This is a genomic window from Streptomyces ruber (genome assembly GCF_014648075.1).
GTDB lineage: Bacteria > Actinomycetota > Actinomycetes > Streptomycetales > Streptomycetaceae > Streptomyces > Streptomyces ruber.
Map to the genome: position 1 here is coordinate 201,831 of NZ_BMQK01000012.1, position 25,243 is coordinate 227,073.

20 protein-coding genes and 4 pseudogenes are annotated in these 25,243 nt (G+C 69.7%); 12 read left to right on the forward strand and 12 right to left on the reverse strand.

Annotated elements, in window-relative coordinates; all coding sequences use genetic code 11:
* Window positions 1–29: 29 nt before the first annotated feature.
* Window positions 30–788: pseudogene (locus IEZ04_RS23910) on the forward strand (site-specific integrase); the annotation flags it as partial.
* 375 nt (window positions 789–1,163) lie between these two features.
* On the opposite strand, the gene IEZ04_RS23915 reads toward IEZ04_RS23910, so the two are convergent.
* Complete coding sequence (locus IEZ04_RS23915) at window positions 1,164–1,562, reverse strand: VOC family protein (RefSeq protein WP_189218997.1); 399 nt, start codon at window positions 1,560–1,562, stop codon at window positions 1,164–1,166.
* A 93-nt stretch (window positions 1,563–1,655) separates the two neighbouring features.
* On the opposite strand from IEZ04_RS23915, the gene IEZ04_RS23920 reads away from it, so the two are divergent.
* On the forward strand, window positions 1,656–2,645 hold the full coding sequence (locus tag IEZ04_RS23920) for a helix-turn-helix transcriptional regulator (protein WP_189218998.1): 990 nt from the start codon (window positions 1,656–1,658) through the stop codon (window positions 2,643–2,645).
* Window positions 2,646–2,677: 32 nt separating this feature from the next.
* Here IEZ04_RS23920 and IEZ04_RS36030 read toward each other — a convergent pair.
* Window positions 2,678–5,090 (reverse strand): annotated as a pseudogene (locus IEZ04_RS36030) (Tn3 family transposase); the annotation flags it as partial.
* A 143-nt stretch (window positions 5,091–5,233) separates the two neighbouring features.
* On the opposite strand from IEZ04_RS36030, the gene IEZ04_RS23930 reads away from it, so the two are divergent.
* Complete coding sequence (locus tag IEZ04_RS23930; RefSeq protein ID WP_229821241.1) at window positions 5,234–6,439, forward strand: IS256 family transposase; 1,206 nt, start codon at window positions 5,234–5,236, stop codon at window positions 6,437–6,439.
* A gap of 97 nt (window positions 6,440–6,536) precedes the next feature.
* Here the strand turns inward: IEZ04_RS23930 and IEZ04_RS23935 are convergent, their stop codons facing one another.
* Window positions 6,537–7,040: a MarR family winged helix-turn-helix transcriptional regulator gene (locus IEZ04_RS23935; protein WP_189219000.1), complete on the reverse strand. Its 504-nt coding sequence runs from the start codon at window positions 7,038–7,040 to the stop codon at window positions 6,537–6,539.
* 194 nt (window positions 7,041–7,234) lie between these two features.
* Between IEZ04_RS23935 and IEZ04_RS23940 the strand changes: the two genes are divergently transcribed.
* The 4 genes from IEZ04_RS23940 to IEZ04_RS23955 all read left to right on the forward strand — a co-directional run bounded on the left by IEZ04_RS23940 (window position 7,235) and on the right by IEZ04_RS23955 (window position 9,962).
* Window positions 7,235–7,420, forward strand: a complete 186-nt coding sequence (locus IEZ04_RS23940; protein ID WP_189219001.1) for a hypothetical protein — start codon at window positions 7,235–7,237, stop codon at window positions 7,418–7,420.
* Window positions 7,417–7,992, forward strand: a complete 576-nt coding sequence (locus IEZ04_RS23945) for an NAD(P)H-dependent oxidoreductase (RefSeq protein WP_189219002.1) — start codon at window positions 7,417–7,419, stop codon at window positions 7,990–7,992. The genes IEZ04_RS23940 and IEZ04_RS23945 overlap by 4 nt, the downstream gene beginning before the upstream one ends.
* Before the next feature lie 97 nt (window positions 7,993–8,089).
* On the forward strand, window positions 8,090–9,034 hold the full coding sequence (locus IEZ04_RS23950; RefSeq protein ID WP_189219003.1) for an NADP-dependent oxidoreductase: 945 nt from the start codon (window positions 8,090–8,092) through the stop codon (window positions 9,032–9,034).
* A gap of 101 nt (window positions 9,035–9,135) precedes the next feature.
* Window positions 9,136–9,962 (forward strand): IS5 family transposase gene (locus IEZ04_RS23955; protein ID WP_189219022.1). Its coding sequence is split into 2 segments (ribosomal slippage): window positions 9,136–9,490 and window positions 9,490–9,962, totalling 828 coding nucleotides; the frame shifts between segments, so codons are not numbered across the junction.
* Here the strand turns inward: IEZ04_RS23955 and IEZ04_RS23960 are convergent.
* A complete protein-coding gene (locus tag IEZ04_RS23960) occupies window positions 9,934–10,401 on the reverse strand; it encodes a helix-turn-helix domain-containing protein (protein WP_308429825.1) in 468 nt (155 codons plus the stop codon). The genes IEZ04_RS23955 and IEZ04_RS23960 overlap by 29 nt on opposite strands.
* Between IEZ04_RS23960 and IEZ04_RS23965 the strand changes: the two genes are divergently transcribed.
* Window positions 10,400–11,455 carry a zinc-dependent alcohol dehydrogenase family protein gene (locus IEZ04_RS23965; RefSeq protein ID WP_229821229.1) on the forward strand — a complete coding sequence of 352 codons (1,056 nt, stop codon included), beginning with the start codon at window positions 10,400–10,402 and terminating at the stop codon, window positions 11,453–11,455. The genes IEZ04_RS23960 and IEZ04_RS23965 overlap by 2 nt on opposite strands.
* 266 nt (window positions 11,456–11,721) lie before the next feature.
* Here IEZ04_RS23965 and IEZ04_RS23970 read toward each other — a convergent pair whose 3' ends face one another.
* A complete protein-coding gene (locus IEZ04_RS23970) occupies window positions 11,722–12,642 on the reverse strand; it encodes a helix-turn-helix transcriptional regulator (protein WP_189219004.1) in 921 nt (306 codons plus the stop codon).
* 534 nt (window positions 12,643–13,176) lie between these two features.
* Between IEZ04_RS23970 and IEZ04_RS23975 the strand changes: the two genes are divergently transcribed.
* On the forward strand, window positions 13,177–14,049 hold the full coding sequence (locus tag IEZ04_RS23975) for an alpha/beta hydrolase (RefSeq protein WP_308429826.1): 873 nt from the start codon (window positions 13,177–13,179) through the stop codon (window positions 14,047–14,049).
* Window positions 14,050–14,120: 71 nt separating this feature from the next.
* On the opposite strand, the pseudogene IEZ04_RS23980 reads toward IEZ04_RS23975, so the two are convergent.
* Window positions 14,121–14,537 (reverse strand): annotated as a pseudogene (locus IEZ04_RS23980) (transposase); the annotation flags it as partial.
* A gap of 187 nt (window positions 14,538–14,724) precedes the next feature.
* Between IEZ04_RS23980 and IEZ04_RS35130 the strand changes: the two are divergent.
* On the forward strand, window positions 14,725–14,892 hold the full coding sequence (locus IEZ04_RS35130; protein WP_229821230.1) for a hypothetical protein: 168 nt from the start codon (window positions 14,725–14,727) through the stop codon (window positions 14,890–14,892).
* A gap of 37 nt (window positions 14,893–14,929) precedes the next feature.
* On the opposite strand, the gene IEZ04_RS23990 is transcribed toward IEZ04_RS35130, so the two are convergent.
* Window positions 14,930–15,772 carry a helix-turn-helix transcriptional regulator gene (locus IEZ04_RS23990; protein ID WP_189219006.1) on the reverse strand — a complete coding sequence of 281 codons (843 nt, stop codon included), beginning with the start codon at window positions 15,770–15,772 and terminating at the stop codon, window positions 14,930–14,932.
* Window positions 15,773–16,057: 285 nt separating this feature from the next.
* Here IEZ04_RS23990 and IEZ04_RS23995 point away from each other — a divergent pair, with 285 nt between their 5' ends.
* Together IEZ04_RS23995 and IEZ04_RS24000 are read left to right on the forward strand one after the other, a co-directional pair.
* Window positions 16,058–16,996: an SDR family oxidoreductase gene (locus IEZ04_RS23995; protein ID WP_189219007.1), complete on the forward strand. Its 939-nt coding sequence runs from the start codon at window positions 16,058–16,060 to the stop codon at window positions 16,994–16,996.
* 321 nt (window positions 16,997–17,317) lie between these two features.
* A pseudogene (locus tag IEZ04_RS24000) lies at window positions 17,318–17,910 on the forward strand (IS6 family transposase).
* Between the two features lie 234 nt (window positions 17,911–18,144).
* On the opposite strand, the gene IEZ04_RS24005 reads toward IEZ04_RS24000, so the two are convergent.
* The 5 genes from IEZ04_RS24005 to IEZ04_RS24025 all read right to left on the reverse strand — a co-directional run bounded on the left by IEZ04_RS24005 (window position 18,145) and on the right by IEZ04_RS24025 (window position 24,799).
* On the reverse strand, window positions 18,145–18,819 hold the full coding sequence (locus tag IEZ04_RS24005; protein ID WP_189219008.1) for a LysE family translocator: 675 nt from the start codon (window positions 18,817–18,819) through the stop codon (window positions 18,145–18,147).
* Window positions 18,820–18,896: 77 nt separating this feature from the next.
* On the reverse strand, window positions 18,897–19,721 hold the full coding sequence (locus IEZ04_RS24010; protein ID WP_189219024.1) for an aminotransferase class III-fold pyridoxal phosphate-dependent enzyme: 825 nt from the start codon (window positions 19,719–19,721) through the stop codon (window positions 18,897–18,899).
* 330 nt (window positions 19,722–20,051) lie between these two features.
* Complete coding sequence (locus tag IEZ04_RS24015; RefSeq protein WP_189219009.1) at window positions 20,052–21,023, reverse strand: DUF4238 domain-containing protein; 972 nt, start codon at window positions 21,021–21,023, stop codon at window positions 20,052–20,054.
* A gap of 170 nt (window positions 21,024–21,193) precedes the next feature.
* A complete protein-coding gene (locus IEZ04_RS24020; RefSeq protein WP_189219010.1) occupies window positions 21,194–24,328 on the reverse strand; it encodes a Helicase associated domain protein in 3,135 nt (1,044 codons plus the stop codon).
* 51 nt (window positions 24,329–24,379) lie between these two features.
* Window positions 24,380–24,799: a hypothetical protein gene (locus IEZ04_RS24025; RefSeq protein ID WP_189219011.1), complete on the reverse strand. Its 420-nt coding sequence runs from the start codon at window positions 24,797–24,799 to the stop codon at window positions 24,380–24,382.
* Between the last annotated feature and the right edge of the window lie 444 nt (window positions 24,800–25,243).

Here is a 25,243-nt window from a genome sequence, read left to right on the forward strand (position 1 = left end):
AACCGCTGTACCGATGTTCCCCGAGGCCGGTCAACACCTGGAACGCCCGCCGGGCGGCGGTGCTGTCCTGGCTGGGCTGGTGCGCGGAGTACGGCTACGACAGTCCGTCCGTCCCGGCCTGGACGAAGCGGCTGGCGGTGCCGGACTCCGAGACCCCGGTTCGCTCGAAGATGGCGGTGGACCGGCTCATCGCCCGGCGCGAGGTCCACCTGCGGGAGAAGACGCTGTGGCGGATGCTCTACGAGACCTGCGCCCGTGCGGAGGAGATTCTCGGCGTGAACATTGAGGACTTGGATCTCGCCGCCCGCCGCTGCCCGGTCAAGGCCAAGGGCGCCCGGAGCAAGGCCCGCTGACGCGGGCAGGCGCGGGAGGACTTCGTGCTGGAGACCGTCTACTGGGACGCGGGAACCGCCCGGCTCCTGCCCCGGCTGCTCAAGGGCCGCACCCGGGGCCCGGTTTTCGTCACCCACCGCCGCCCCGGCCCGGGGAAGGTCGTCAGCCCGCGCGATGTGTGCCCGGACACTGGCCTGGCCCGCCTCTCCTACGGCCAGGCCCGCGCCCTCCTCGATGAGCACACCGCCGTACGCGGGCCGGGAACCGGCTGGGACCTGCACGAGTACCGCCACTCGGGACTGACCGAGCTCGGCGTACGAGGGGCCTCCCTGCTGATGCTGATGGCGAAGTCCCGGCACAAGAAGCCGGAGAACGTCCGCCGCTACTTCAAGCCCTCGCACGAGTCGATCTCCGAGCTGACCAGCCTTCTCGCACCCGGCGACGCACGCCGCTGACCTGACTGCTGGGCACGTCCGGCTGTCCGGGCGCCCGAAGAGGCCGTGATGACGCTCGCGCCGCCGCGCGGACCCGATCCGATGCCGGCGCTAAACAAGGACGCCCTGGCCAAGGCGCAGGCCACCACCTCGGTGCTGGTGCGCCAGGGCAAGGTCGCCGAGCCGGTCGGCGCGATGGTGATCCCCGCCCCGTGCGGTGGCGTGCTGTTCGCCGTCGGCGGCCGGGGCGGGGCTGTAGGTCAACGGGCAGGCCCTCACCTGGTAGTGGACCGACGAACTGCGGGCCGAAGTGCCGGACCTGGACCGGCTCCAGGTGATGCGCGCCAGGTGGCTGGACTCCCCGCTCCAGGGCCGCACCCAGGGCTGTGTGTGGCCTCAGCGTGCGAATTTCGCGATGGCCTCCGGGGTGACGGGGGTGAAGAAGTTGACGAGGTTGCCGTCGGGGTCGCGGAAGAGCAGTGACCGGTTGCCCCAGGGCATCGTGGTGGGTCCGGCGACGAATTCGGTGACGAAGCCGGTCAGGTTCTGGTGGACGCGGTCCACGTCGTCGACGAGGAACTCGGTGATCACGCTGTGGTTGTCCGCCGGGCGGGCAGAGTCAGGGGCGAACAGCGGGACGGTGCGGGTGCTGGCGATTGCGAGGGTTGCGCACGCGGTCTTGAGTTCGGCGAAGTCGTCGTTCGCCCACGTCGCCCGCGCCCCTGTGGCCCGCTCGTAGAACTCGACGAGGCGCGCTACGTCGCTGGTGATGATGCGGATCGAGACGAAGTCCATGGCAATCTCCTTGGCTGTGCTGAAGTCGTGCACGGCGCAGACTAGGTGAAATAGTGGACAGAATCGGTCCTGTATTACCTTTAGACTGCGAACATGTCTCGTCCAACCGCCCGCGTGCTGACTCTGCTGGAACTGCTGCAGTCCGGTGGAACCCGAACGGTGGCCGAGCTCGCTGACCGGCTCGGCGTCGAAGGGCGCACCGTGCGGCGGTATGTGGACCAGCTGATCGACCTGGACGTGCCGGTGGAGTCGGTGCGCGGCCGCTATGGCGGGTACCGGTTGGCTCCCGGATACCGTCTGCCTCCGCTCATGCTCAGCGACGACGAGGCGCTGGCCGTGCTGCTCGGTCTGGTGGCCGGCCGTCGGGCGGGGCTGACGACGGCGGAGCGTACGGCGAGCGAGACGGCATCGGCGAAGATCCGGCGGGTGCTGCCCCAGCACATCGCCCACCGGCTCGACACCCTCCTGGAAGCTCTCGCCTTCACGGATCAGCCCGGCGAGTTCGACACCCCGGACGCCGGGATCCTGCTCACCACCGCCGATGCGGTGCGCCACCGCCGGCCGGTCTCGATCCGCTACACCGACCGCGATGGACGCCGCAGCGAACGCACGCTCCACGCGTACGGGATCGTCGCCCATGCCGGCCGGTGGTACGTGACGGGCAAGGACGCCCAAGTCGGTGAGGACCGAACCTTCCGGCTCGATCGCATCACGGACGCGCGGACTCTGCCCGGCTCATTCGAAGCGCCCGTGGGACCCAGCCCTGAACAGCGCGTGCTGTCAGGATTCGCCGCGGCCGAGTACCGGCATGAGGTGATCTTGCGGATCCACGGGACAGTCGAGCAGATCCGCGCCCGCCTGCCCGCCAGCGTCGCGAGCCTGGAGGAGCACGAGGCCGCGGCCGACCGGGAACGGGCGGCCGAGCGCTGGCTGCGCGTCGAGCTGCGGGCGCAGCAGCTCGACTGGTTGCCTCCGGTGCTCGCCTCACTCGACCGGCCGTTCGTCATCGAGCGCCCCGAGGAACTGCGCGACCTCGTCACCGCACTCGCCGATCGCCTCACGTCCTATGCCCGCCAAGCCTGACAGCGAAAAAGCAACGTCACGGGACCGCACAACTAGTCGTCGTCGGCAGCGTGCTTGTCGCGCAGGGGCCGCAGCCCGCCGGGCAGGTCGGGGAGCTGGAAGGAGTACCGGCCCAGCACGTTGACGTGGTGCCGGACGAAAGGGGAGAGCCGGGTGACGTCTTGGTCGCGGACGTCGAAGCCGTCGGCGCGGAGCTGGGTGAGGGCGGCGTCCATGTAGCGGGTGTTGAACAGCACGAGGGCGTTGAGGACGAGGCCGAGGGCGCCGATCTGGTCTTCCATGCCGTCCTGGTAGCGCTGGTAGAGCTGCCCGGCCCGGCCGTGGAAGATCTTCCGTGCGAGTGCGTGGCGGCCTTCTTGGAGGTTGGCCTGCGCCTTGATCTGCCTGCGGTAGCCGGGCTCGTCGGCCAGGCGCAGGATGTGCAGGGTCTTCGCGATCCGCCCGTAGTGCGCGATCGCGTCGCCGAGGGGGGTGGGGCGTCCGTCACGGGAGAGCATCCGGATGACGTCGTAGGCGCGGACGGCTCCGGTGTGGATGGAGCCGGTGATCCGCAGGATGTCCTCCCAGTGCCGTTCGATGCGGGCGGGGTCGACCCGGCCGCGGGCCGCGTCTTGGAAGGCGCCGTAGTCGGCGGTGCGGTCGATCCGCCACATCTTCTGGTCCGGCAGGTCCGCCAGCTGCGGCGCGTACGCGAACCCGGCCAGGGTCAGCAGCCCGAACACGATGTCGCTGTAGCTCGCGGTGTCGGTGACGATCATCTCCGGGCGGCGGCCGCCGTCGCGGTCGTAGAGGGCGTCCAGCACGTACAGGGAGTCGCGCGGGGTGCCGGCCACGACCCTCCCGCCCAGGCCCGCCGCCTGGTCGTTGATCATGTTGAGCCACGTCGCGCCGCCCCCGGCGCCCGAAGTACTTCGGGTTCGGCCGCGCGTACACCGACGGCACGGGGACGACGAACCGCATCCCGTCCACCGAGGCGACAAGGCCCCCGCCCCACGCGCGGACCAGCGGGATGGACGCCTGGTGCTCGATGAGCGCCGCGTTCGCGGCCCGGTACGTCGCCAGCCGCAGACACGTCTGGTCCACGTGGGACAGCCGGCCGTACTTCAGCGGGTCCGCAGCCCCCATGACCGGGGTGTAGCCGACGTTGCAGCCGTGGGCGACCAGCAGCGCTGCGATCGTGACGTGCAGGTCCTTCAGCCTCGCCTCGCCGCCGGTGACCGAGGTGAACGCCTGGTCGGCGCCGGTCCAGGCCATCACCTCCAGCAGCACCTCGGGCAGGTCCACGCGCGGCAGCATGGCGTTCACCGCCGCGCGCAGGTCGAGGAGGGAGGCGGGTTCGGGCTCCGGCTCCAGGGCGGCGAAGTGCAGGCGGCCGTCGTCGTCGAAGACGATCTGCGCGTTGTCCGGGACGCGGGCGGCGACCTCCCGGTAGGTGCCGTCCAGCAGCGCCGCCCGCGCCACCAGGTGCGCACCGGCCTCCCCTGGCAGGTTCAGCGAGGCGAGCACGGTCGGGCGGGCCTGCTGCCACGCCTCACCGGCCAGGAGCTTGGCCCGCGGGTCGCCCCACTTGGAGGAGTTGCGGGCGAAGACCTGCTTGCTGCGCAGCATCCGGTGCAGCTGCTCCAGCACGCAGAACGTGTACGCCTTCCAGTCCACCGCGCCCGGCTCCAGATGCGGCGCGGACAGCACCAGGCGCCGCCACGAGCCGCCCAGCAGGGTGGTGTCGATCTCGGCCGGGCCGACCTTCTTGCGGCCCATCAGCTCCGGCAGCGACAGCAGCGCGCCCAGCACCGGCTCGCCCTCCGGGGTGGCGTCGAAGTCCACCACCGTGACCAGCAGCTTCAAAAACGGCCTCACCGTGCCGAACCGATTGACCAGCATGGCCCGCCATGCCTCGTCCGCATCCGAGTCCAGCGGCGGAGTCAGCTCGAACAGCGCGGCGATCGCCGCGGCCAGCTCATGGCGGGGCACCACCTGCTCGATCGCCGCCCACATCCCTTCCAGGCTCTCCACCTTCGGCGGGGCAATCTCCCCGGTGTCGGTGTCGACCTGCTCGGAGGTGGTGTCGAACACGACCTGGAAGGCGGTCGCCAGCTTCGCCGACGCCCGCTCCACCCGCGGCAGCGTCTTCAGCTTCTCCTTCGCGCTCTCCCGCTCCGCCCTGGCCGGCAGCTTCGTCGCAATCAGCACCTCCAGCAGGTCCAGCGCGTCGTCCACCGCCCGCGAAGTCAGATACACCGTGGTGGCCAGCAGCGTCGCCAGCCTGCGCGCGTCGGAGTGCCGGCGCAGCAACGACGCCTTCCCGTCCACCCCGTACCGCGACAGCTCCGCCAGACGCCGGGGCGGTATCCCCGACACGTCCACAGCGCCCATCCCCGGCGCGGCGATCTCCTCCGCCCGCTCCAGCGCCCGCTTCATCTGCGGACCCGACACCCGCACCGGCCCCCCGGCGCGGGAGTGTCTAATCAACGGCGGATCTGATGATCAAGGAGACGCCAGAGATGACCGACACCGTCGTTGGGCCTGTGCCCGCTGAGCAGCCGGTCCAGGCGCCGTCGAGTACGGCGACGGACGAGCAGTTGATCGCGATGCTGGTGGACCGGGCCCGCAACGAGAAGCTGCAGCTGACCGGCGAGGGCGGGTTGCTGCAGATGCTGACCAAGCGGGTGGTGGAGTCCGCCCTGGAGGGCGAGATCACCGACCACGTCGGCTACGAGAAGCACGACCCGGTCGGGAAGAACAACGGCAACAGCCGCAACGGGACCCGGGCGAAGACCGTGCTGACCGATGTCGGCCCGGTGGAGGTGAGGGTGCCGCGTGATACTGCCGGCGGCTTCGAGCCGCAGATTGTCAAGAAGCGGCAGCGCCGCCTGACCGGCGTCGACGAGATGGTGCTGTCGCTGTCCGCGAAGGGCCTCACGCACGGCGAGATCTCGGCCCATCTCGCCGAGGTCTACGGCGCCGAGGTGTCCAAGCAGACCATCTCCACCATCACCGACAAGGTGATGGACGGCATGGCCGAATGGCAGAACCGTCCCCTCGACCGCGTCTACCCGGTCCTGTTCGTGGACGCCATCAACGTCAAGATCAGGGACGGGCAGGTCGCGAACCGCCCGATCTACGTGGTGATGGCGGTGACCGTGGACGGCACCCGCGACATCCTCGGCATCTGGGCCGGCGACGGCGGCGAGGGCGCCAAGTACTGGCTGCACGTGTTCACCGAGCTGAAGAACCGCGGCTGCGAGGACGTCCTCATGCTCGTCTGCGACGGACTCAAGGGCCTGCCCGAGGCGGTCGAGACCGTCTGGCCCCGCACCATCGTGCAGACCTGCGTGGTCCACCTTCTGCGCAACAGCTTCCGCTACGCGGCCCGCCAGGACTGGGACAAGATCGCCAAGGCCCTCAAGCCCGTCTACACCGCCCCCAGCGAGGACGCGGCCACGGAGCGGTTCCTGGAGTTTCAGGAGGCGTGGAGCAAGAAGTACCCGGCGATCGTGAAGCTGTGGTCGGACGCCTGGGCCGAGTTCGTGCCCTTCCTCTCCTTCGACGTCGAGATACGCAAGGTCATCTGCTCGACCAACGCGATCGAGTCCGTGAACGCGCGGATACGCAAGGCCGTCCGGGCCCGCGGGCACTTTCCCAACGAGGCCGCCGCCCTCAAGTGCGTCTACATGGCGCTGATGAGCCTGGACCCGACGGGGAAGGGCCGCAAGCGGTGGACCATGCGCTGGAAGGCACCCCTGAACGCCTTCCAGATCGCCTTCGAGGGCCGCCTGACCCCGAGCAACAACTGACCACTCAACAACCGAGAGCAGCCGTTGAATTGACACACCCTCGCCCGGCGTCCTGCCGTGTCCTGACCCGCCCCTGTGTCCGACGCCCGTCGAGTCCCTACGCTCCGCTCTTGCGGCGGCGGGACGCGGCCGAGCGGGGCGGCGCCGAGCGCATGTGGTCGCGCACCGGCGCCAGCAGGTCGGCGAGGGCCTTGACGTCATCGCGCGAAAGCGGTTCGAACAGAAGGCCGTTGACCACCTCGATGTGACCTGGCAGCACCTTCGCGAGCAGCTCACGTCCGTCCTCGGTGAGGGCGACGGTGATGCTCCGCTCGTCGTCCGGCGACGGAGCGCGGACGACCAGGCCCTCCCTTTCGAGCAGACTCACCTGGTAGGTCAGGCCGCTGCGGCTGTAGACGACGCCGTCGGCGAGGTCGGTCATGCGGTGGCTGCCCGTCGGCGAGTCTCCGAGGCGGGCCAGCAGTTGGAACTGCACATAGCTGAGATCACCGGTCTCGCGCAGCTGCTGCTCGACCGCATGCCGGAGCAGGCTGGTCACCTCGACGAGGTCGAAGTAGGCGCCGAGCTGAACGGGGTCGAGGGACGGCGGCGAATCAGGCATGACCGGAGTCTACTGCTTCGAATTCGAAGAGAGTGGCTTGCCGCCGTGCCGGCCACCATCGGCGGAGCGAGCGCATGGTGTGGGCAGTGTTGGGCCCCACTGAGCACTCCAGAACATGGAGTTCGGGCCATGGTGCGGCGCAGGGTTGCGAGCAGGAGGACGGCGCCGCCGCCCACGGATCCCGAGGAGCGGCCATGAGCATCCCCTGTCTCGCGCAACGTGAGGACCAGCAGCAGCTCGAGTGGATCGGGAGGAGTGTCTTCAGGGTCCTGCTCGGCGCCGAGGCGACCGGTGGGCATCTGACTGTCGGCTGCCTCGACGTTGGCAAGGGTGAGGTGCCCGGCCGCAGGCAGGAAGCCATGAACGCGATGTCGGAATGAGCGCCGCCGCGTGGGCTCCGGTGTCCTTGGCTGTGGTGAGCGCCGGTGTCGGCCGTCCGCGTCCGACTCGCCGGCTCGCGGACTGGGTTGCTGAGGCTGTGTGCCGGTCGCTGGCGGCCGGCGGTGCGCGCGCCGAGGTGGAGGTGGTGGAGCTGCACCGGCTGGTGGCCGATCTTGCCCAGCACTGCATCCAGGGCCGCGCCAGTCTCGACCTGCGGGAGGCGATCGCGGCGGTCGTGGCGGCCGACGGGCTGGTGGTGGCGACCCCGGTGCTCGCCGCATCTCCGAGCGAGGTGTTCGACTCGTTCCTCGCCGTCCTCGGGCACGGAGTCCTCTCGGGCATGCCGGTGCTGCTGGCGCGCAACAGGAGTTCCGACCGGCAGTCGCCCGACATCACACAGGTGATGCACAGGCGCCTGACCTGCGTGCGCGCCGACCCCGTGCCCACGGTCGTCGTCGCAGGCCCCGTCGACTGGCAGGCCGCGGCCCACAGCGACGCGGCGCGGCTGCGCGCCTGCATCGACCAAGCCGCCGCGGAACTCGCCGTGGCGATGCGCGCGCGCCGACAGTGACCGGTACCACTTGCTTCGAATTCGAAGCAGATGTAGTGTCCTCAACAGTTACTTCGAATTCGAAGCAACTTGGATCGCGGTGAAGGTGAGAACCGACATGAAGGCAGTACGTTTCCACGAGTACGGCGACCCCGGCGTCCTGCGCTACGAGGACGCGGAGCAGCCCGTCCCCGGGGCCGGTGAGGTCCGCATCCGCGTTGCCGCCACGTCCTTCAACCCCGTCGACGCCAACATCCGCGCCGGCTTCATGCGCGGCCCCATCCCGGTGACACTGCCCCACACCCCCGGCATCGACCTCGCCGGCACCGTCGACGCGCTGGGCGAGGGCGTGGACGGCCTCGCGGTCGGCGACGACGTCATCGGCTTCCTGCCGATGGACGGGGCCGGCGCCGCCGCGGAGTACGTCCTCGCACCGGCCGAGGTCCTGACGCCGCCCCCCAAGGACGTCCCGCTGGCTGATGCCGCCGCGCTGCCACTGGTGGGCCTGACCGCGTTCCAGGCGCTGTTCGACCACGGCAAGCTGACGGCCGGGCAACGCGTACTGATCAACGGCGCCGGCGGAGCGGTTGGCGGCTACGCTGTACAGCTGGCCAAGAACGCCGACGCTCACGTCATCGCCACGGCCGGCCCGCGCAGCAGCGAAGCGGTCCGATCAGCCGGTGCGGACGAGGTCATCGACCACACCACCACCGTGGTGACCGCGGCGCCGACCGAGCCGGTCGACGTGGTGCTCAACCTCGCCCCGGTCGACCCCGCCGAGCTAGCCGCGTTGGTCACCCTGGTCCGTCCGGGCGGTGTCCTGGTGAACACCACGGTCTGGATGCCCGCCCCCAGCGACGAGGAGCGCGGCGTGCGGGGAATCGACCTGTTCGTCCGCAGCGACGCCGACCAGCTGGCACAGCTGGTGGCGCTGATTGACCGCGGCGAGCTGCGCGTCGCCGTCGCCGAACGCGTGCCGCTGGCCGAGCTGCCGACGCTGCACACACGTGCCGCCGAGGGCGCGGTGCACGGCAAGGTCATCGTTGTCCCGTCCGGCGTCTGACGCCGCTCCTCCACCGAGAGGAAAGGGCCACGGCATTAACTGATCATTTCAGAATGAGCTTGGCGGAGGGCTCGGCCGTGGGCTGAGTCAACGGCACACTTCTGCAGGCGTCGGACGATCTTGTGCCTGATGACCTGTGGAACCGCATAGCCCCGTTGCTCCCTCCTCGTCCGCCGCGTCGTCGCCGGTACCCGGGACGACTGCCGGTGGATGACCGGGCCGCCCTGCGCGGCATCGTCTACGTGCTGCGCAAGGGGGTGAGCTGGGCGGATGTGTCCGCAGAGCGGATCGGTCGCAGCGGTGTGACGGCCTGGCGGCGGCTGCGGGACTGGACCGAAGCCGGAGTCCGGCCGCGTCTGCACGAGGTCCTGCCGGCCGACTTGCGCAAGGCGGGACTGCTGGAGATGGACGACGCGGCGGACGACGGCTCACAAGTCCGGGCCTTCAAAGGAGGGCTCACACCGGGCCTTCGCCGGTCGACCGGGCCCGTCCGGGAAGCAAGCACCACCTGATCACCGACCGGAACGGGACACCCCTTGCGGTGTCCCTGACCGGCGGAAACCGTCATGACGTCACGCAGTTGATGCCGCTGCCGGACGCGATCCCGCACATCCGCGGGACCCGTGGCCGCCCCCGTCACCGGCCCAGGCGCCTGTTCGCCGACCGGGGCTACGACTACGACAAGTACCGCCGCCTCCTCCGGGCCCGCGGCATCACACCGAAGATCGCTCGCAGAGGCGCCGCCCACGGCTCCGGTCCGGGAAGGACCCGCTGGGTGGTGGAGCGGACCTTCGCCCGGCTCCATCAGTGCAAACGGCTACAAACCCGCTACGAGATACGCGCCGACCTCCACCTCGGCTTGCTCCAACTCGCTTACAGCATCATCTGCTTGCGCCGCCTCAGAACGTCATTTCGAAACGATCAGTAAGGCGCAGCAGCCCCGGATCGGGGCGCTGAACCGTGCGCGGCGTCGCTGGCCGGTGCGGGGTGGTGGGCGCGGCCAGGTCGTGGAGATGAGCGCGTTCGACCTCGTCCAGACGCAGGGCCCGGGCCGGCGCGTCGAGTGCTGCGGCAGAGACGTTGGCCTGGCGCCCCTGCTCGAGCCGACTGTAGTGATCCGGGCTCACGCCTGCCGCGACGGCCAGCTCGTCCCGGCGCAGTCCCGCCGGGCTCCGGGGAAGGGCTCGATGCCAGCCTGGGACGGAGTGAGGCGGTCTCGGCGAGAGCGCATAAACGCTCCGAGCGCGGCGCGGTCGCGTGGCATTGCTCCAGCGTAGGTGCCCCCGGGCTCCCTTGACCGGTCCTGCCATGACCAGGTTCATCCCGACCTGGCCTGGTACCCGCGGCCCCCATAGAAAGGGACCCATGACTTCCCTTCACACCAACGACAGCACTCCCCCCACGCGACTGATGAAGCGCTGGATACTGCCCGCAGATGCGACCGATGCCGCCGAGCTCGTCCTGGACGAGACACCCGTACCCGTACCGGGCCCCGGCGAGGTCCGCATTCGCGTCCGGGCGATCTCGATGAACTACCGCGACCAACTGATCCTCAAAGGCCCCTTCGGCCGGCTGCCGGAGCAGGACCTCGTCCCGTTGTCGGATGTCGCAGGGGAAATAGATGCCGTCGGCCCGCAGGTCAAGGGCTGGAGCGTAGGCGACCGCGTCACCAATCTGCACGTGCTCGGCTGGAGCGACGGCCGCCCGCCGGTCGCCATGGGCCTGGGGCTGGGCGCCTTGCACGAGGACGGAGTGCTCGCCGAGTACGTCGTCCTCCCGGCCCGGCGCATCATGCGCGCCCCCGCCAACCTCGACCACTCCGAGGCAGCCACCCTGCCCGTGGCAGCCCTGACCGCCTGGAACGCCCTCTACGGAGACCACCCGATCACCGCTGACAGCACCGTCCTGATCATTGGCAGCGGCGGCGTCGCGCTCTCCGCCCTGCAGTTCGCCCGGGCCGCCGGCGCCCGGGTCTACGCGACCGTGCGCACCAACGCCGCAGGTGAGGACCTCGTCCGCTTCGGCGCTGCGGGCTACGTCAACAGCATGACCCAACATGACTGGGGTGATGCGATCTACGCGCTGTCCGGAGGGGTGGACAAGGTGGTCGACAGCGTCGGCGTGTCCATCCTGGCCCAAGCCCTGGCCGCCCTCGCACCGGGCGGTGAGGTCGCCACCCTCGGCCTGTTCGATGCGGCCGGCGGGCCGCTGGACGGCTACGCCCTGCTCAGCAAACAGGCTCGCATCCGCGGCGTCGCGGTCGGCAGCGAGGCCATGCACCGCGATCTTGTGCGTCACGTCGACACCCATGACATCCACCCGGTGATCGACCGCCGGATCGGCTTCCTCGACGCCCCTGCCGCGTACACGGCTCAGACCGCCGGCGGGCTGTTCGGCAAGGTCGTCATCGAACTGGACTGAGCCCACCGGCGCCGACACGGCACATCCGAGGCTGAGCACCCGAGGTGGTGCTGCCGGCGACGTCGTGCGTCGCCACAGGATGCGCAGGACATGACCCAGGTCTCCGATCCGGACGGCAACGAAGCACAGCCCCGCGTCACGAAAATCGTGTCAGGGCCACGTGTACGCCGACAGCCGGGCGGGCCACGCGGTGAGACGGCCACCCGGGCGGCCTCGACGCGGCGGCGACCTCATCGGAGCCTACCCGGGCTTCGCCGTCTGCCTCATCACCCACCGCCACGTGCAACGCCTCTGTCAGGACCTTGTGCCTTTACCTGCGGGTGGTGCAACGCGTAACTGCGGAGCAGGGGGAGGACGTGTGCAGTCGGTGAGTCGGGCTCGACCGTGTAGATCACCAGTTGTTGGTCGGAGCTCTGGGGAAGTGTCACCGCTTCGACGCCGAATTCGAGCGGGCCTCCTGCGGGGTGCGCGATGTGCTTGGTGACCGACGAGCGGTCTGTGACGCCCTGGTCGTTCCACCACCGATCGACCTGGGGTTCCTTGGCACGCAGGTCTTCGATCAGCGCGGCGAGCGCACGGTCGTTCGGGTGCCGGCCCGCTTCGTAACGCAGTGAGCCCACAGCAGCGTTCGCGTAATCCGCCCAGTTGACGATGCGCACACGGGCGGCTTCACCAAGCAGGAGCCACCGCGCAAAAGAGGTACCCGGGTCAAGCCTCACACCCAGAACCTCCTCGAGCAGCGCGTTGGTGGCCAGTACTTCAAGGCGGTGTCCGAGCAGGAGTGTCGGCAGATCCTCCAGGGCGGTCATCACGCGCAGGAGTCCCGGTTCCGGCTGCTGCGGGCGGTACCAGTCGCCGCGGCGGGATCCGGGATCGGCCAGGGACCGCAGGTGTTTGCGCTCGGCGTCGGTGAGGTTCAGGGCCCCTGCCAGTGCCTCGCACAGGTCGTCGCTCAACGTGCGCTGGCGCCCCTGTTCCAGACGGCTGTAGTGGTCCGGGCTGATACCTGCCAGGCCGGCAACCTCCTCCTTGCGCAGCCCCGGCACACGTCGAGGGCCGGGCCAGGGGCGGATCCCGGCCTGTGCGGGGGTGAGACGGTCCCGGCGGGAGCGGAGAAAGGCTCCCAAAGCCGAGTTCGACCTGGTGCGTCGGCCTGCCGTCGGGTGAGGGTCATGCACGTCATGCATCACTCCATTCGACCAGACCGCTGCGCAGGGTGCCTGGTCATGCGAAGACCAGGCACAGGTCGGCCTGGTTGCCCCACGGACGGCGAACATAGCGTCGCCGACATGAGCACTTCGAACACGGCGCCGGTCACCGACACCACCGCGATACCGGTGTGGCGGCGGCACGCGCTCGTCACAGTCGGCCGCCGGCACCCCCGCCGAGCGCGTCGGCGCCTCTGACGAGGTCACCGCCACCGTCAGCCGGCTCGTCTCCGACGCAGGAGGCGCCGTCCACGGTGCCGATGTTCCGTCGACGGCGGCGCCGGCTCCTCCCGGCAACGCCGGCCACCGATGGCCCCGGACACACGTCCGGACACCTGCCGCCCGTGCCCTTCCCGGCGACGGTCCGGCAGGACCCGCTCGGGGTGCCACGCTGCCACAACACCACCAGGAGGTCCCATGACCGACGCGCTTGCCCCTCCCCCCTTCGATCCCGAGCTCCGGGCCGTCCTCGACCTCCTCGGGGATCAGCTGCCGGTCGGGTTCACGGCCGAGATGATCCCGCTCGCCCGGCAGGCCGCGGGGATCGACGCCTCCGTCGATGGTGTCCTCGCGGAAGCGGGCGTCTCACGGCGCGATGTCACGATCCCCGGGTACGAGGGGGCCGACATCGTCGTATCGGTCCTTGCCCGGGAGGACCACACGGGCCTCGGACCGGGGATCTTCCACACACACGGCGGCGGCATGATACTCGGCGACCGGTTCCTCGGGCTGCCGCAGATCTTGCCGTGGATCGTGGAGCACGACTCCGTGGCGGTGACCGTCGAGTACCGGCTCGCCCCCGAGTACCCCGACCCGTATCCGGTGGAGGACTGCTATGCCGGGCTCCGCTGGACCGCGGAGCACGCCGAGGAACTCGGAATCGCCCCCGGACGGCTCATCATCGCGGGGGCGAGCGCCGGCGGAGGCCTCGCGGCCGGGACAGCACTGTTGGCGCGAGACCGGCAGGGTCCGCGTCTGGCCGGACAGGTTTTGATCTACCCGATGCTCGACGACCGCGACCAGACCGTCTCGACGGCGCAGATCGACGGCATCGGCGTCTGGGACCGAGTGAGCAACCTGACCGGCTGGACCGCCCTGCTCGGCGACCGCCGCGGCACGGCGGACGTATCCGTCTACGCCGCCCCCGCCCGGGCGACGGACCTGTCCGGCCTGCCACCCGCCTTCATCGACTGCGGGTCCGCCGAGGTGTTCCGCGACGAAGACGTCGCCTACGCGTCGGCACTCTGGGAGGCCGGCGTACAGGCAGAACTGCATGTCTGGCCCGGAGGATTTCACGGATTCGACGTGCTGGCATCCCATACGTCGCTCGCACATGCCATGACCGCAACACGAAACGCGTGGGTGGCGCGTCACATCGGAACGTGACCCGCGAGGGCTGAGCCCACCGCTCCGTTCCGCAGCCCCACGGGTCATATCCCTTCTCGTGGTGTAGGGGATCAGTCGTCTGACGTGGCTGGCAGGACGGTCGTGTCGTCGGGGCAGAGGGCGTCCATGCTCTCGTCGGAGAGGTAGCGGCGGGGGAAGGCGATCCATTCGTCGTGGAGTTCGGCGAGGACCGCGGTGGCCAGGCGGAGGACGGCGGGCGGGTTCGGGAAGACCTGGACGACGTCGGTGCGGCGTGTGATCTCCCGGTTCAGCCGCTCCAGCGGGTTCGTGGACTGGATCTTCTTCCAGTGCTGGTGCGGGAAGTCCGCGAACGCGGTCAGATCTTCCTTGGCCTCCAGCAGCATGTCTCTGACCTTGGGGAACTGTCGGCCGAGCAGGTCGGCGACGGTGTCGAGCTGCGTGCGGACGGCGTCCGCGGTGGGCTGGGCGAAAACGGTGCGGATCGTCGCGGCGACCATCTCCGCCGCCGGGTCGGTCGGGAACCTCGTAGCCGGCCGTCACGCCGAAGGCGGCCCAGGCCCCGGCCGGGGGCGAAGGTGACGGTTACTGTCACGGTCACCGCCCTGCTCTCCGGTGCCCGGGTTCCCGCAGTCACGGTCGCTCAAGGGGACGGCCGCCGTCCGCGCCACCGCCGCGGACCTGCCCGGATCCGATGTGATTCTCACGCCCCGCGACAGCGGGGCGCAGCGGATGCTGCCGGCCGGCGACACCACCACCGCGAGCGCGGGCGGGGGTTCGAAGCGGGCCAAGGCCGAGAGCCGCGGTATCCGCCTGGCCACCCCCGACGAGTTCGCCGACCTCATCGCGGACTACCTCGGCTGAGGGACCACTACCGAGCAGCCGCCCCCTGTGCCCGGGCTCAGCCGACCGTCTGGGTACCGATGACGGACAGCAGACGCAGTTTCTCGTAACTCTCGGAGCCGGGGGCGGCGGTGTAGACGAGCAGCCGGTGCGACTGGTCGGTGTCCAGGAGGGAATGGCAGTTCAGCTCCAGGAGCCCCACCTCGGGATGGAGGAACCGCTTGACCGGCTGGGGGCCGACACCCACCTCGTGGGTGTCCCACAGCATGCGGAACTCCTCGCTGCGCTCCAGGAGGAGGTCGGCGTAGTGCGCCGCCCGCGAACCCGAACCCCTCAGCGTGGCGATCTCCCGCAGCGCGGACGTGAACATGCGGGAGAGGTGGTCGTGGTCCTCCGGCGCGTACAGGGCACGGGTCTCCGGCCGGGTGAACCAGCGGTAGCCCATGCTGCGCTCGGGGCCGGTGAACCGCGTGGTGTCGCCGGTCAGGGCCACACCGAGCGGGGTCTGGCACAGGGTCTCCCCGAGTTCGCCGACGACCTCGGCGGGGGTGTCGGCGAGGCGGTCGAGGATGCGGAGCAAGCCGGGGCCGACGTGGTCACCGGCCGAGCCGCGCACGGGCGGACCGATCCCGACGAGACGAAACAGATGGTCGCGCTCCTCCAGGGACAGATGCAGCCCCTGTGCGATCGAGGCGGCCATCTGCGGGGAGGGCTGGGGGCCGCGCTCGCGCTCCAGCCGCGCGTAGTAGTCGGTCGACATGTGGCAGAGCGCCGCGACCTCCTCGCGCCGCAGACCGCTCGTCCTGCGGCGCTGCCCGCGGGGGAGGCCGACGTCCTCGGGCTGCAGCGACTCCCGCCGATGCCGCAGGAACGCGGCCAGTCCGGCCCGGTCGATCGCCATGTTTCCCCTCCTCCGTGACGCTTTCCTTTCTACCGCCTCCCACAGGTGGTCACGGTGGCGCAGCCACGGATCGTCGATCCCCCTCTCGGGGCGGCGCTCCGGCCACGACGCGCCCGGTCGGCGGCCTGGCGCCATCCTTGGCGCGCCGAAACGCGAGGAAAGTCCGCTGTGGCCGAGGAGGTCCGCCGTATCCACGGCCCCGCGATCAGTGGCTCGGCAGGCCCTGCACCCAGCCGGCGGATCGGGTCACGGTGGTCTCACCGCACATCACGAGGGAGCCCACTCATGCCACGTACCGACATCGACATCACCGTCCCCGATCTGTCCGGCAGGCGCGCCGTCGTCACCGGCGCGAGCGACGGCATCGGACTCGCCCTCGCCACTCGCCTCGCGGCCGCCGGCGCCGAGGTGCTTCTGCCGGTCCGCAATCCTCACAAGGGCGAGGCGGCACTGGCCGCGATCCGCACGGAGGTCCCCGACGCGGACGTGGCGCTGCGCACGCTGGACCTCTCCTCGCTCACGTCCGTCACGGCACTGGGCAAGACCCTGCTGGCCGAGGACCGACCGATCCATCTGCTCGTCAACAACGCCGGCGTCATGACACCGCCCGAGCGGCAGACGACCGCGGACGGATTCGAGCTGCAGTTCGGCACCAACCACCTCGGCCACTTCGCCCTCGTCGCCCATCTGCTGCCGCTGCTCCGGGCCGGCCGCGCCCGTGTGACGACGCAGATCAGCATCGCGGCCAACCATTACGCGATCAACTGGGCGGACCTCGGCTGGGAACGCTCGTACAGCGGCGGCCGCGCCTACAGCCAGTCGAAGATCGCGGCCGGACTGTTCGGCCTGGAACTCGACCGTCGCAGCGCGGCCGGCGGCTGGGGCATCACCAGCAACCTGTCCCACCCGGGCGTCGCCCCCACCAGCCTCCTCGCCGCCCGCCCCGAGCTGGGCCGCGCCAAGGACACCGTGGGCGTGCGCGTCGTCCGCGCCCTCTCCGCCCGCGGCATCCTCCTCGGCACGGTCCACACCGCGCAGCTCCCCGCCCTGTACGCCGCCACCTCGCCCGAGGCCGAGGGCGGAGCGTTCTACGGTCCCGGTGGGCCCGGCCACCTCGGGGGCCCGCCCGTGCGGCAGAAGCTCTACAGCCGTCTGCGCAGCACGGACGAGGCCCACCGCGTCTGGGCCCGCTCCGAGGAACTGACCGGAGTCCGCTGCGCCTGAGCGCGACGGCGACCCTCACCACCGCGGTATGACGGCCCGAAGGCCGGCGGCGGCTTGGGCCAGGCGGCCTTCCCGCCCCCACGGGTGACCAGGGGGACCACCTCACCGGCACCCGGCAGGTGTGCGGTAAGGCCGCGCCTTGCGGCGGCGCGGACGAACCGCCCGGCGATGTCGCGCTGCTCGACGTAGGTGGGCGGGTCGTCGAACAGTTCGTAGTGGCTGGCGCAGACGGCGGTGGCGCCGAGGATCGCCCCGGGTGCTGTCACGTTGGCTGACTGGGTGGGATGATCTCCGGGTTGATCATGCTGGAGGGGGCTGCTCGTGGGGGACGCGTCGCCGTCGTACAAGGGCCACCGGTACCCGGTCGAGGTCATCTCCCACTGCGTGTGGCTGTACTTCCGGATTCCGCTGTCCTTCCGTGAGGTCGAGGAGCTGATGCTGGAGCGCGGTGTTGTCGTTTCGCATGAGACGGTCCGCCGCTGGTGTGCCAAGTTCGGGCAGAGCTACGCCGGCGCGCTGCGCCGCCGGCAGCCCCGGCCCGGCGACAAATGGCATCTGGATGAGGTCTTCGTCAGGATCAACGGTGAGCGGAAGTACCTGTGGCGGGCAGTCGACGCCGACGGCACCGTCCTGGACATCCTCGTGCAGAACCGCCGGAACACCGCCGCGGCCCACCGTGAGGTCATGCCCTCGGTAGAACATCGCTCGCACAAAGGGCTGAACAACCGGGCAGAAAACAGTCACCAGCCCACCCGCCAGCGTGAAAGGGCAATGAAGGGCTCTTCCGTTCCGTCGGCGGGGCGCAGCGGTTCCTATCGGCGTTCAGCGGCATCTCCCCTCATTTCCGGCCCCGCCGCCACCTGATGACCGCACACGACTACCGGGCCGAGATGACCATCCGCTTCGTGATCTAGGAGCAAATCACCGGCGCCGCCAGCCTGCCCACCACGGCCTGAACACAGGCGCTGAGCGGAGGTCACCATGCCTTGACACGCAGTCAGACACGTACACACCCGACAACGTGACAGCGCCCCAGCTACCACGGCGGGCCGGTGCAGTCGCCGCTCGCGTCGGAGTGCATCTCCGGTACAGGTCCGGGAGCCGGCAAGGGGACCATGGAGGGTGCCGGTCGATGCGGCTGGGGCGCGTCAGGTGGTCGCGGCGACGCCGATGCCGATGGCGATGAACAGCCAGCCGGTGGTCAGCTCCCAGCGGTGGCGGACCTTCGGACGGGCGAGAAGGGCACCCAGTCGTGCGGCGACAGTGACGAGGGCGAACCAGTAGACGACGCCGATGACGACGTCGAGGATGCCGAGGAAAAAGATCTGCCGGGCCATCGAGCCCCCGCCGTCCACGAACTGGGGCAGGATGCTGAGGAAGAACAGTGCCGCCTTGGGATTGAGCACGTTGGTGAGGAACCCCTGGGTGAAGCCGGCCCGCCACCGGTGCGGTTCCGGCTCGCCCCGAGGTGAGGGGAACGGGACCGGACCGTCCTGGGGATCGCCACCCGTCTCCCGTTCGTGCGTCCGCTCGCGGGCGGACCGCCGGGCCGCCAAGACCGCCCGCACCCCCAGGTAGACCAAGTAGGCGGCTCCCAGGAGCTTGATGGCGTCGTACACCAGGGGGGAGCGGGCGGCGATCACCGACAGTCCGGCCGCCGCGGCGAGCATGTGCACGCACAGCCCGGCCTGCGCGCCGAGCGCCGCCGCCCGTCCCTTCGCCGGGTGCTCGGTCGCCGACCGCACCACCACGAGGAAATCCGGCCCGGGCACCACGTACGCCACCAGGACGACGCCGAGGAAGCCGACGAGGTCGACCGACATCCGCTCTCCGTTCATCGGGCCCGTCGGCCGGTACGCCGCCGGGGAATCGGTCCGGGAATCGAAGCGTCCCCGTCCTGTCAGACCGCCAGCGTCCGCGCGCCGGCCACCGAGGCGACGGCCGCGTCGAGTGTGTCGAGGCCGTGGGTGAGTTGCTCGTCGGTCACGGTCAGCGGCGGCAGGAGCTTGGCCACCTCGTCGTACGGCCCGGCCGTCTCGAGCAGCAGACCGCTCCGGTAGGCAGCGTCGCACACCTCGCGGGCCGCGCCCGGACGGTCGAAGGGCAGCGCCCAGGCCAGCCCCAGGCCGCGCGGCGCGGGCAGTCCGTACCGGTGGGCGGTCCGCGCGAGGGTGCCGCCCACCCGCTCGCCCAGGGCGGCGGTCCTGGCCTCCAGCGCGCCGTCGGACCAGAACAGCTCCAGCGTCCGGGCGGCGGTGACGAACGCCGGGTCGTAGCCGCGGAAGGTGCCGTTGTGCTCGCCGGGCTTCCACACGTCGTACTCGGGACGCAGCAGCGTCAGGGCCATGGGCATCCCGTACCCGCTGAGGGACTTGGACAGGCAGACGAGGTCGGGGATGATCCCGGCCCGCTCGAAGGAGAAGAACGGGCCGGTGCGCCCGCAGCCCATCTGGATGTCGTCCACGATCAGCAGTGCGCCGTGGGCTTGAGTCCAGGGCGCGAGCGTGCGCAGCCATACGGGGCGGGCCGGGTTGACTCCGCCCTCGCCCTGGACGGTCTCCACCACCACAGCCGCCATCGGTGCGTCCGCGGCGGCGGTGTCCAGCGACCGGACGAGCCCGGCCACCGCGCGTTCCTCGTCCTGCCCTGGGTCGTCGAAGGGCAGCGGCACGGTGTGCGGCAGCGGTACGCCCGCCCCGGCGCGCTTGGCCGGATTGGCGGTGATGGTCGTACGCGATGCCCATCTGCTGCGGACCGAGGCCCTGCAGTACGTCTACGGGCTGTAGAGCCTGTTCCAGGACCGTGAACGCCGGATGCCCGTCGTCCTGGTGGGACCCGAGCAGATCCGGTCCATGCTGCGTCGGCCGTCACTCGCCGGCCTGGAGAGCTGCATCTTCATCTGGCACCGACTCACGCCCTCACCTTGAAGGCGCGAGACCCTGGGCCGCGACGACGCGGGGTCTCATGTCGGAAGTCGTCTCGGCCGGAGGGCGGCCGTACTGCTCGAGGGGGTGCAGACACCGACCGCCAGGTGATCGAGGAACAGGTGCCTGATCTATAGCCTCGGTGATCTCGAGGTGGCTTCCTCTCGGACGATCGCGGCGAGGTAGCTGTTCGGGCGGGTGTACACGTATTCGCGGGCGGCTTTGATCTGCAGCACGTTCATCTTGTCGACTGCGGACTTGGCGAGGCGGCCGTAAAAGGGAGTCGGCCCCAGTGCCAGCATGTGGTGGGGGCCGATAGGGAGGACGGTGGTGTGCGAGTCGAGAAGGGCCATGCCGTGGGAAAGGCTGTCGCCTTCCTTACGTACGGTCAGAGCAGGGTTATCTCCGATCAGGAATTCCCCCTCTTCGGTCTCCAGGATCTCCAAGGAATACTGCGCCATGAGCTGGCGAGCTTGGTCGAAGGAGGCCTCAATGCGCACGCGAAGCAGTGATCCGTCGTGGAACTGGTCGAGCATCAGGCTGAATATCTCGTCGGCAATGGCAGCCAAGTCCTCCGGCCCGGCCGCAGGGCGCCCTGTGTGCTGCAAATAGGCAGCCTCCAGCTGGTCAGCACGCTCGGTGAGAAGCCACTCCCGTTGCCGCGGCAAAAACTCGGTGAAAACGCGGTTGAAGGCCTCGCGGTAGTGGTGGGACCGGATGTAGTGCAACGCGATCAGGTCACGCAGAATACCGGCAGTGCGCGGCTGTCCAAGTGCGATCCCCGCTTTGACCGCGGCGAGGGCGTCGGGTAGCTCTCGCTCGACCAGACCCCACTTGATCTCCAGCGACGTGGAAGCCCACGGCACGAAGTTCTCGATCTTTCCGATGCCCCGAGGTGGTCGGGTGTTGAGTCGGCGTTTAGGGTGTTGCAGATCGTAGGGTTGCACATGCTCAATGGTGGTGTGTTTCACGGCGGCGGCCCATTCACGCAACAGCACCTTCGAAACGATGTGCTGGCCCATGACATTTTCACTTGCCTGGGGAGTGAGTTCGGCGATCCGTTCCGGATCTCTGCTTCCGGGCCCGGTGATTTTGACGTTCACGGGATCTATGGTCGCGCACCGGGAGGGACCGCGCTTGGGTTTTCCGCTTTCCGGCGATCGCTCACGGGCTGGGACGCGTAGAAGCGGCAACTATCTGCCGGCCGACAACACGAGACCCCAGGCTTCGAAAGGCCCGGGGCCGGCGGAGCGGGGAGCGGTCGGGGCCCATCTCAGTAGTCGTCCCGATCGGAGGGCGGTTCGTACTGCTCAATCAGGTCGCAGGTGCAGGCGCCGCCCTCGTACAGCACCGTGTCGCACTCGTCATGGTGGTGCCGTACCGACGTCTGCTTCGGCGGGGTGGCCGACGCGGGCGGGGCGGGCGGCTGGTCGGCCCCGGACCGGACGGCGACCCGGAGCTCGTTGTCGACGACGGCGGAGGCGATTTCGTCCTTGCGCCACTTCTCGGGGGAGTTGTGGTTCACCAGGCCGCCCGCGTAGGCCATGCGCAGCAATTCGGCCTTGGTATGCTTCCGCGTCAGTTCGGCGAGGCGCTGCATGCGCGCCCGGCCACAAGCCGCCTCGGCTTCGCGCTCTTCGTCCGTCAACGTGTCGGCGTGGGGGACATGCTGCCCCTGCTTCGACACCTCCGGTGGGAAGGGCTGAGCGGGGCCGCCGCCCTTCGGAGCCGGCCCGCTGGACGGGACCGGCACCGCTGCGGCCTTGGCCCAGGGAACGCCCAGGGCTGCGAGGGCTGCCTGCTGGTCGCCGGTGAGTTTGTCGCGCCTGGCGCGGGTGTTCGATACCCATACGCCGAGCTTCGTCTCGGTCCCATCAGGCAGAACCTCGACCGCTTTCCGCGGTACCGGCCGCTGGGCGCCTTCTCGCTCTACCCACTGCGCGAGCGCCGCCAGACCCCGCTGGAACGCCTGCGATGCCTTGCTCTGCCCCTTCGTCGCACGCGGGGCCGCAGGGGCGGGAGACGGCGCCTCAGCGGGCGTCACGCCCAGCCGGGTCAGCCGTTCCTGCTGCTCGGTGGAGAGCAGCTTCCAGGTGCCCGAGTTCTTCTGCCGCTTTAGCCACGTGCCCAGGTCGTCGCCGTCCATCAGCACCCCGGGTGTGATGTCGGGCAGGTGGCCGTCGGCGTCGACCAGGTCGGCGAGGACGCGGTAGTGGCGTTGCCAGTCCAGCGGCCACGGGCAGTTCCAGTCCTCGTCGATCGCCGCGAGCCGCTGGGCGCGTACGGCGGCCCGCTCCGTGTCCTTGCCCAGGCCGCCCTTACGCCGGAGGTTGGCCATGTGCTGGCCGATGGGCACCATCGCGTCGCCTTCGCCCCAGACGGTGTCTTGGCGGGGAGCGAGGTGCCCCGTGGCCCGCCTGTAGGCCCTGAGCGCGGCGAGCTTCCTCTCCCATGCTTCCTCGCCGGGTTCCCAGACCATCCCGGCCTCGGGTGCGTCGAGCAGGGTCTTGCGCCGGTCCTCCAGCTCCCCGGCTCGCAGCGCCTTCCGCTGCTGATGCACCCATCGCCCCAGGGGGAAGTCCTTGGTGACGCCGACTTCGACCTCGACGTCATAGGGCACGGCGTACAAGCCCGTAATCTCATTCTCCTTCCGCCAGCGGAGGAGGGCTTGGTAGCCCTCGAGCCAGACCAGGGACTCGGGCCGGTAGACCCGGGTGCGCAGGAACGCCGCGATGGTTGCGGCGTCGCGCGGGGTGGAGAAGTGGAGCAGCGCGGACTCGACCGCACCATCGGTGTCGTCGTCCTCCTGGTCCTCGCCGTCGTCCGCGCCGTCGGCCCCGATGATCTGCCCGTCCTCGTCGCGCTGGATGTGGACCTTGCGTTTGCCGCTCGTGAGCGCCCGGGAGGCGAGTTGCTCGACCAGGCGTTCGTCATGCGAGCGCAGGCCCTGGAGCACGGCTACGAGGGGGCGGAACGAGGCGCTGGCGACCATGTCGGTCGGGTCCTCGCCGGGCTCGAGGAACACTGGCACGATGATCCTGGCCACCTTGGTGGAGCCGTCTTTGTTGAGCCGGAGTGCGCGGCCGATGTTCTGGACGATTTCGACCTGGGAGCCGCGGGTGTCGGCGAAGCAGACGGCCTCGACTCCTCGTTCGCCGGTGATGTCGACGCCTTCTCCGAGGACGCGGCAGCTGGCGAGGAACGCCCGGTGCACCCGACGCCCGGCCGCGTCGATGCCGTTGGCGAACTGCTGGAGCACCTCGCGGCGCTCGGCGACGAGGTGATCACCGCACAGCCATGCCGACCACACCCGCTCCGGGGAGACGTGGCGGCCCGGCTCCAGCTCGTAGAAGGCCGCGTCGATCGACGACACTGGCAGCTTCCCCGCGGCCGCCAGGTCCTTGTCCGAGGCATCGTTGGTGTACAACTCGCCCGCGGTTTTCGGCAGTTTCTCCGCGAACGCGGCGGCTTCCTCGACCTTCTGGTGAAACGTCATCACCGTACGGAGGTTGTACGCCGCCGCGTGCTCCAAGAGTGCGGTCTGCAGCAGCGCCAGGCGCCGGCCCCGCTGGGCCTCCTCCGATTCCCCGAGGACGGGGGAGGGGTCGCGGATCTCAAGGACGTCGATCTCGAACCCAGCGAGGATGCCCCGCTCGATCGCCTCCGAGAGTCCGAGCTCGGCGAGCCACGCGCCGTAGGTGCCCTCCGGGTCGTCGGCCATGGTCGCGATCTCCGCCTCCTGGCCGTCCGCGCCCTTCTGCGGCCGGGGCGCGGCGAGGATGCGTGGAGTCGCGGTCAGGTAGAGCCGGAAGTCGGCAGGGATCCGCTGGTTGTCGTGGATGGCCGCCCACGGCCGCCCCAGATCACCGGCGGTTCCGTGGGCCTCGTCCACGATGGCGAGGTCGAAGCCTGCCATCTGCTGCCCGTACAGCCGCTCTCCGCCCGCCAGAGCGGCCTCCAACGGCCCGCGAACCTTCCGCTGCCCCTCGGGGGCGTCGATGTCCTCGCGGTCCACGAGAGAGGCGTACGTGGCGAACACGATCACCGGTCCGCGCCCGGCCCACAGGGCGAGCTGGATCGGATTCGTAGTGGTGCGCACCCCCAGCTCGTTGAGAACCGGGTCGTTCTCCAGCGAGCACACCGCGACCATGGGGGAGCGGTGATCCACCGACCGCCACGCCTGAGCGGTCTGCACGAGCAGGTCCAGGGTCGGCACGGTCACGAGGATCCGACTCTCGGGGAAGCACTCCAGCGCGCACGCGGCAGCCATGATCGTTTTACCAGACCCGGTCGCTGACACGATCGTCCCACGGGCACCCTGAGGCGGCACAGATGACCTTGCAGGAAATCCGACCCACTTTCGGAAACTCGACTTCTGCTCTACCTGGTGCTCCCTGAGCTGAATCACAGACCCTCCTCACCTCTCCAACCTCGGCAATGATAAAGACTCAGCAGAACGTCAGATGTGATTGCGGTGGAGGATGGCACGAACAGCAGCCTCGAACTCACGCACCGCCAAGCCGTGTTCATCGCGAGCCGCGTCCCAGGCCGAATCCTGCCCGTATGAATCCCGAAGCCGATAGTACGCATCCATCAGACGGGAAGCCCGAGAGCGAAGCTGTTCACTACCAGGAGTCATGAAAAACTGGGTCGTTACCTCGTAGCGGAGAGGATCTGCAACGGCCAGATCTGACACCGCCACACCAGCTGTAGAAGCGTCAAGGAGCTGCCCACACAGCCGGTTGTACATGGAGGAGAGTCGCACACTTACTTCTACGAGTCGATTCACTTCCTCTTTGTGCCTTTCGACTCTGCGTCGAATGAAATCGCCGAAGAGAACCAGAGTTCCACCGAGAATTGCTCCAAGCAGTGCCAGCACACTTTGCACTTCATCACTCCGCAACGTAGGACCTCCTGTGGTTCTTCCAACACTACATGCTGCATCATCCGACATGTGCGATACATTGGAACCACGCGAACGAGCACCTCCCACAGCCAGCCAGGTCCAAGTCACCACCTCGGCTGCTCCCCGCTCTCGCTGCCCGGGCCGTAGGCCCGTTGGCCGACCCGCGCAGCGGAGCCGGCCTTTTGGGTGCACAGCGCCCTCGGGTGGCTGGAGCGCAGCGGAGGCCACCCTGTGGGGACGCAGTCCCCGCAGCTCCGGGAGCGCAGCGGACGGAGTGTCACCGGCCCGGCGCAGCCGGGCCGGTGGGCTGCTCGCGCAGCGAGCAGCAGCGCTCACGCGGAGCGGGAGCGCAACACCCGCGCTGCGCGCGGGTGTTCGCTTGCCCATCGCGCAGCGATGGGGTACCCGCTCCGCGGG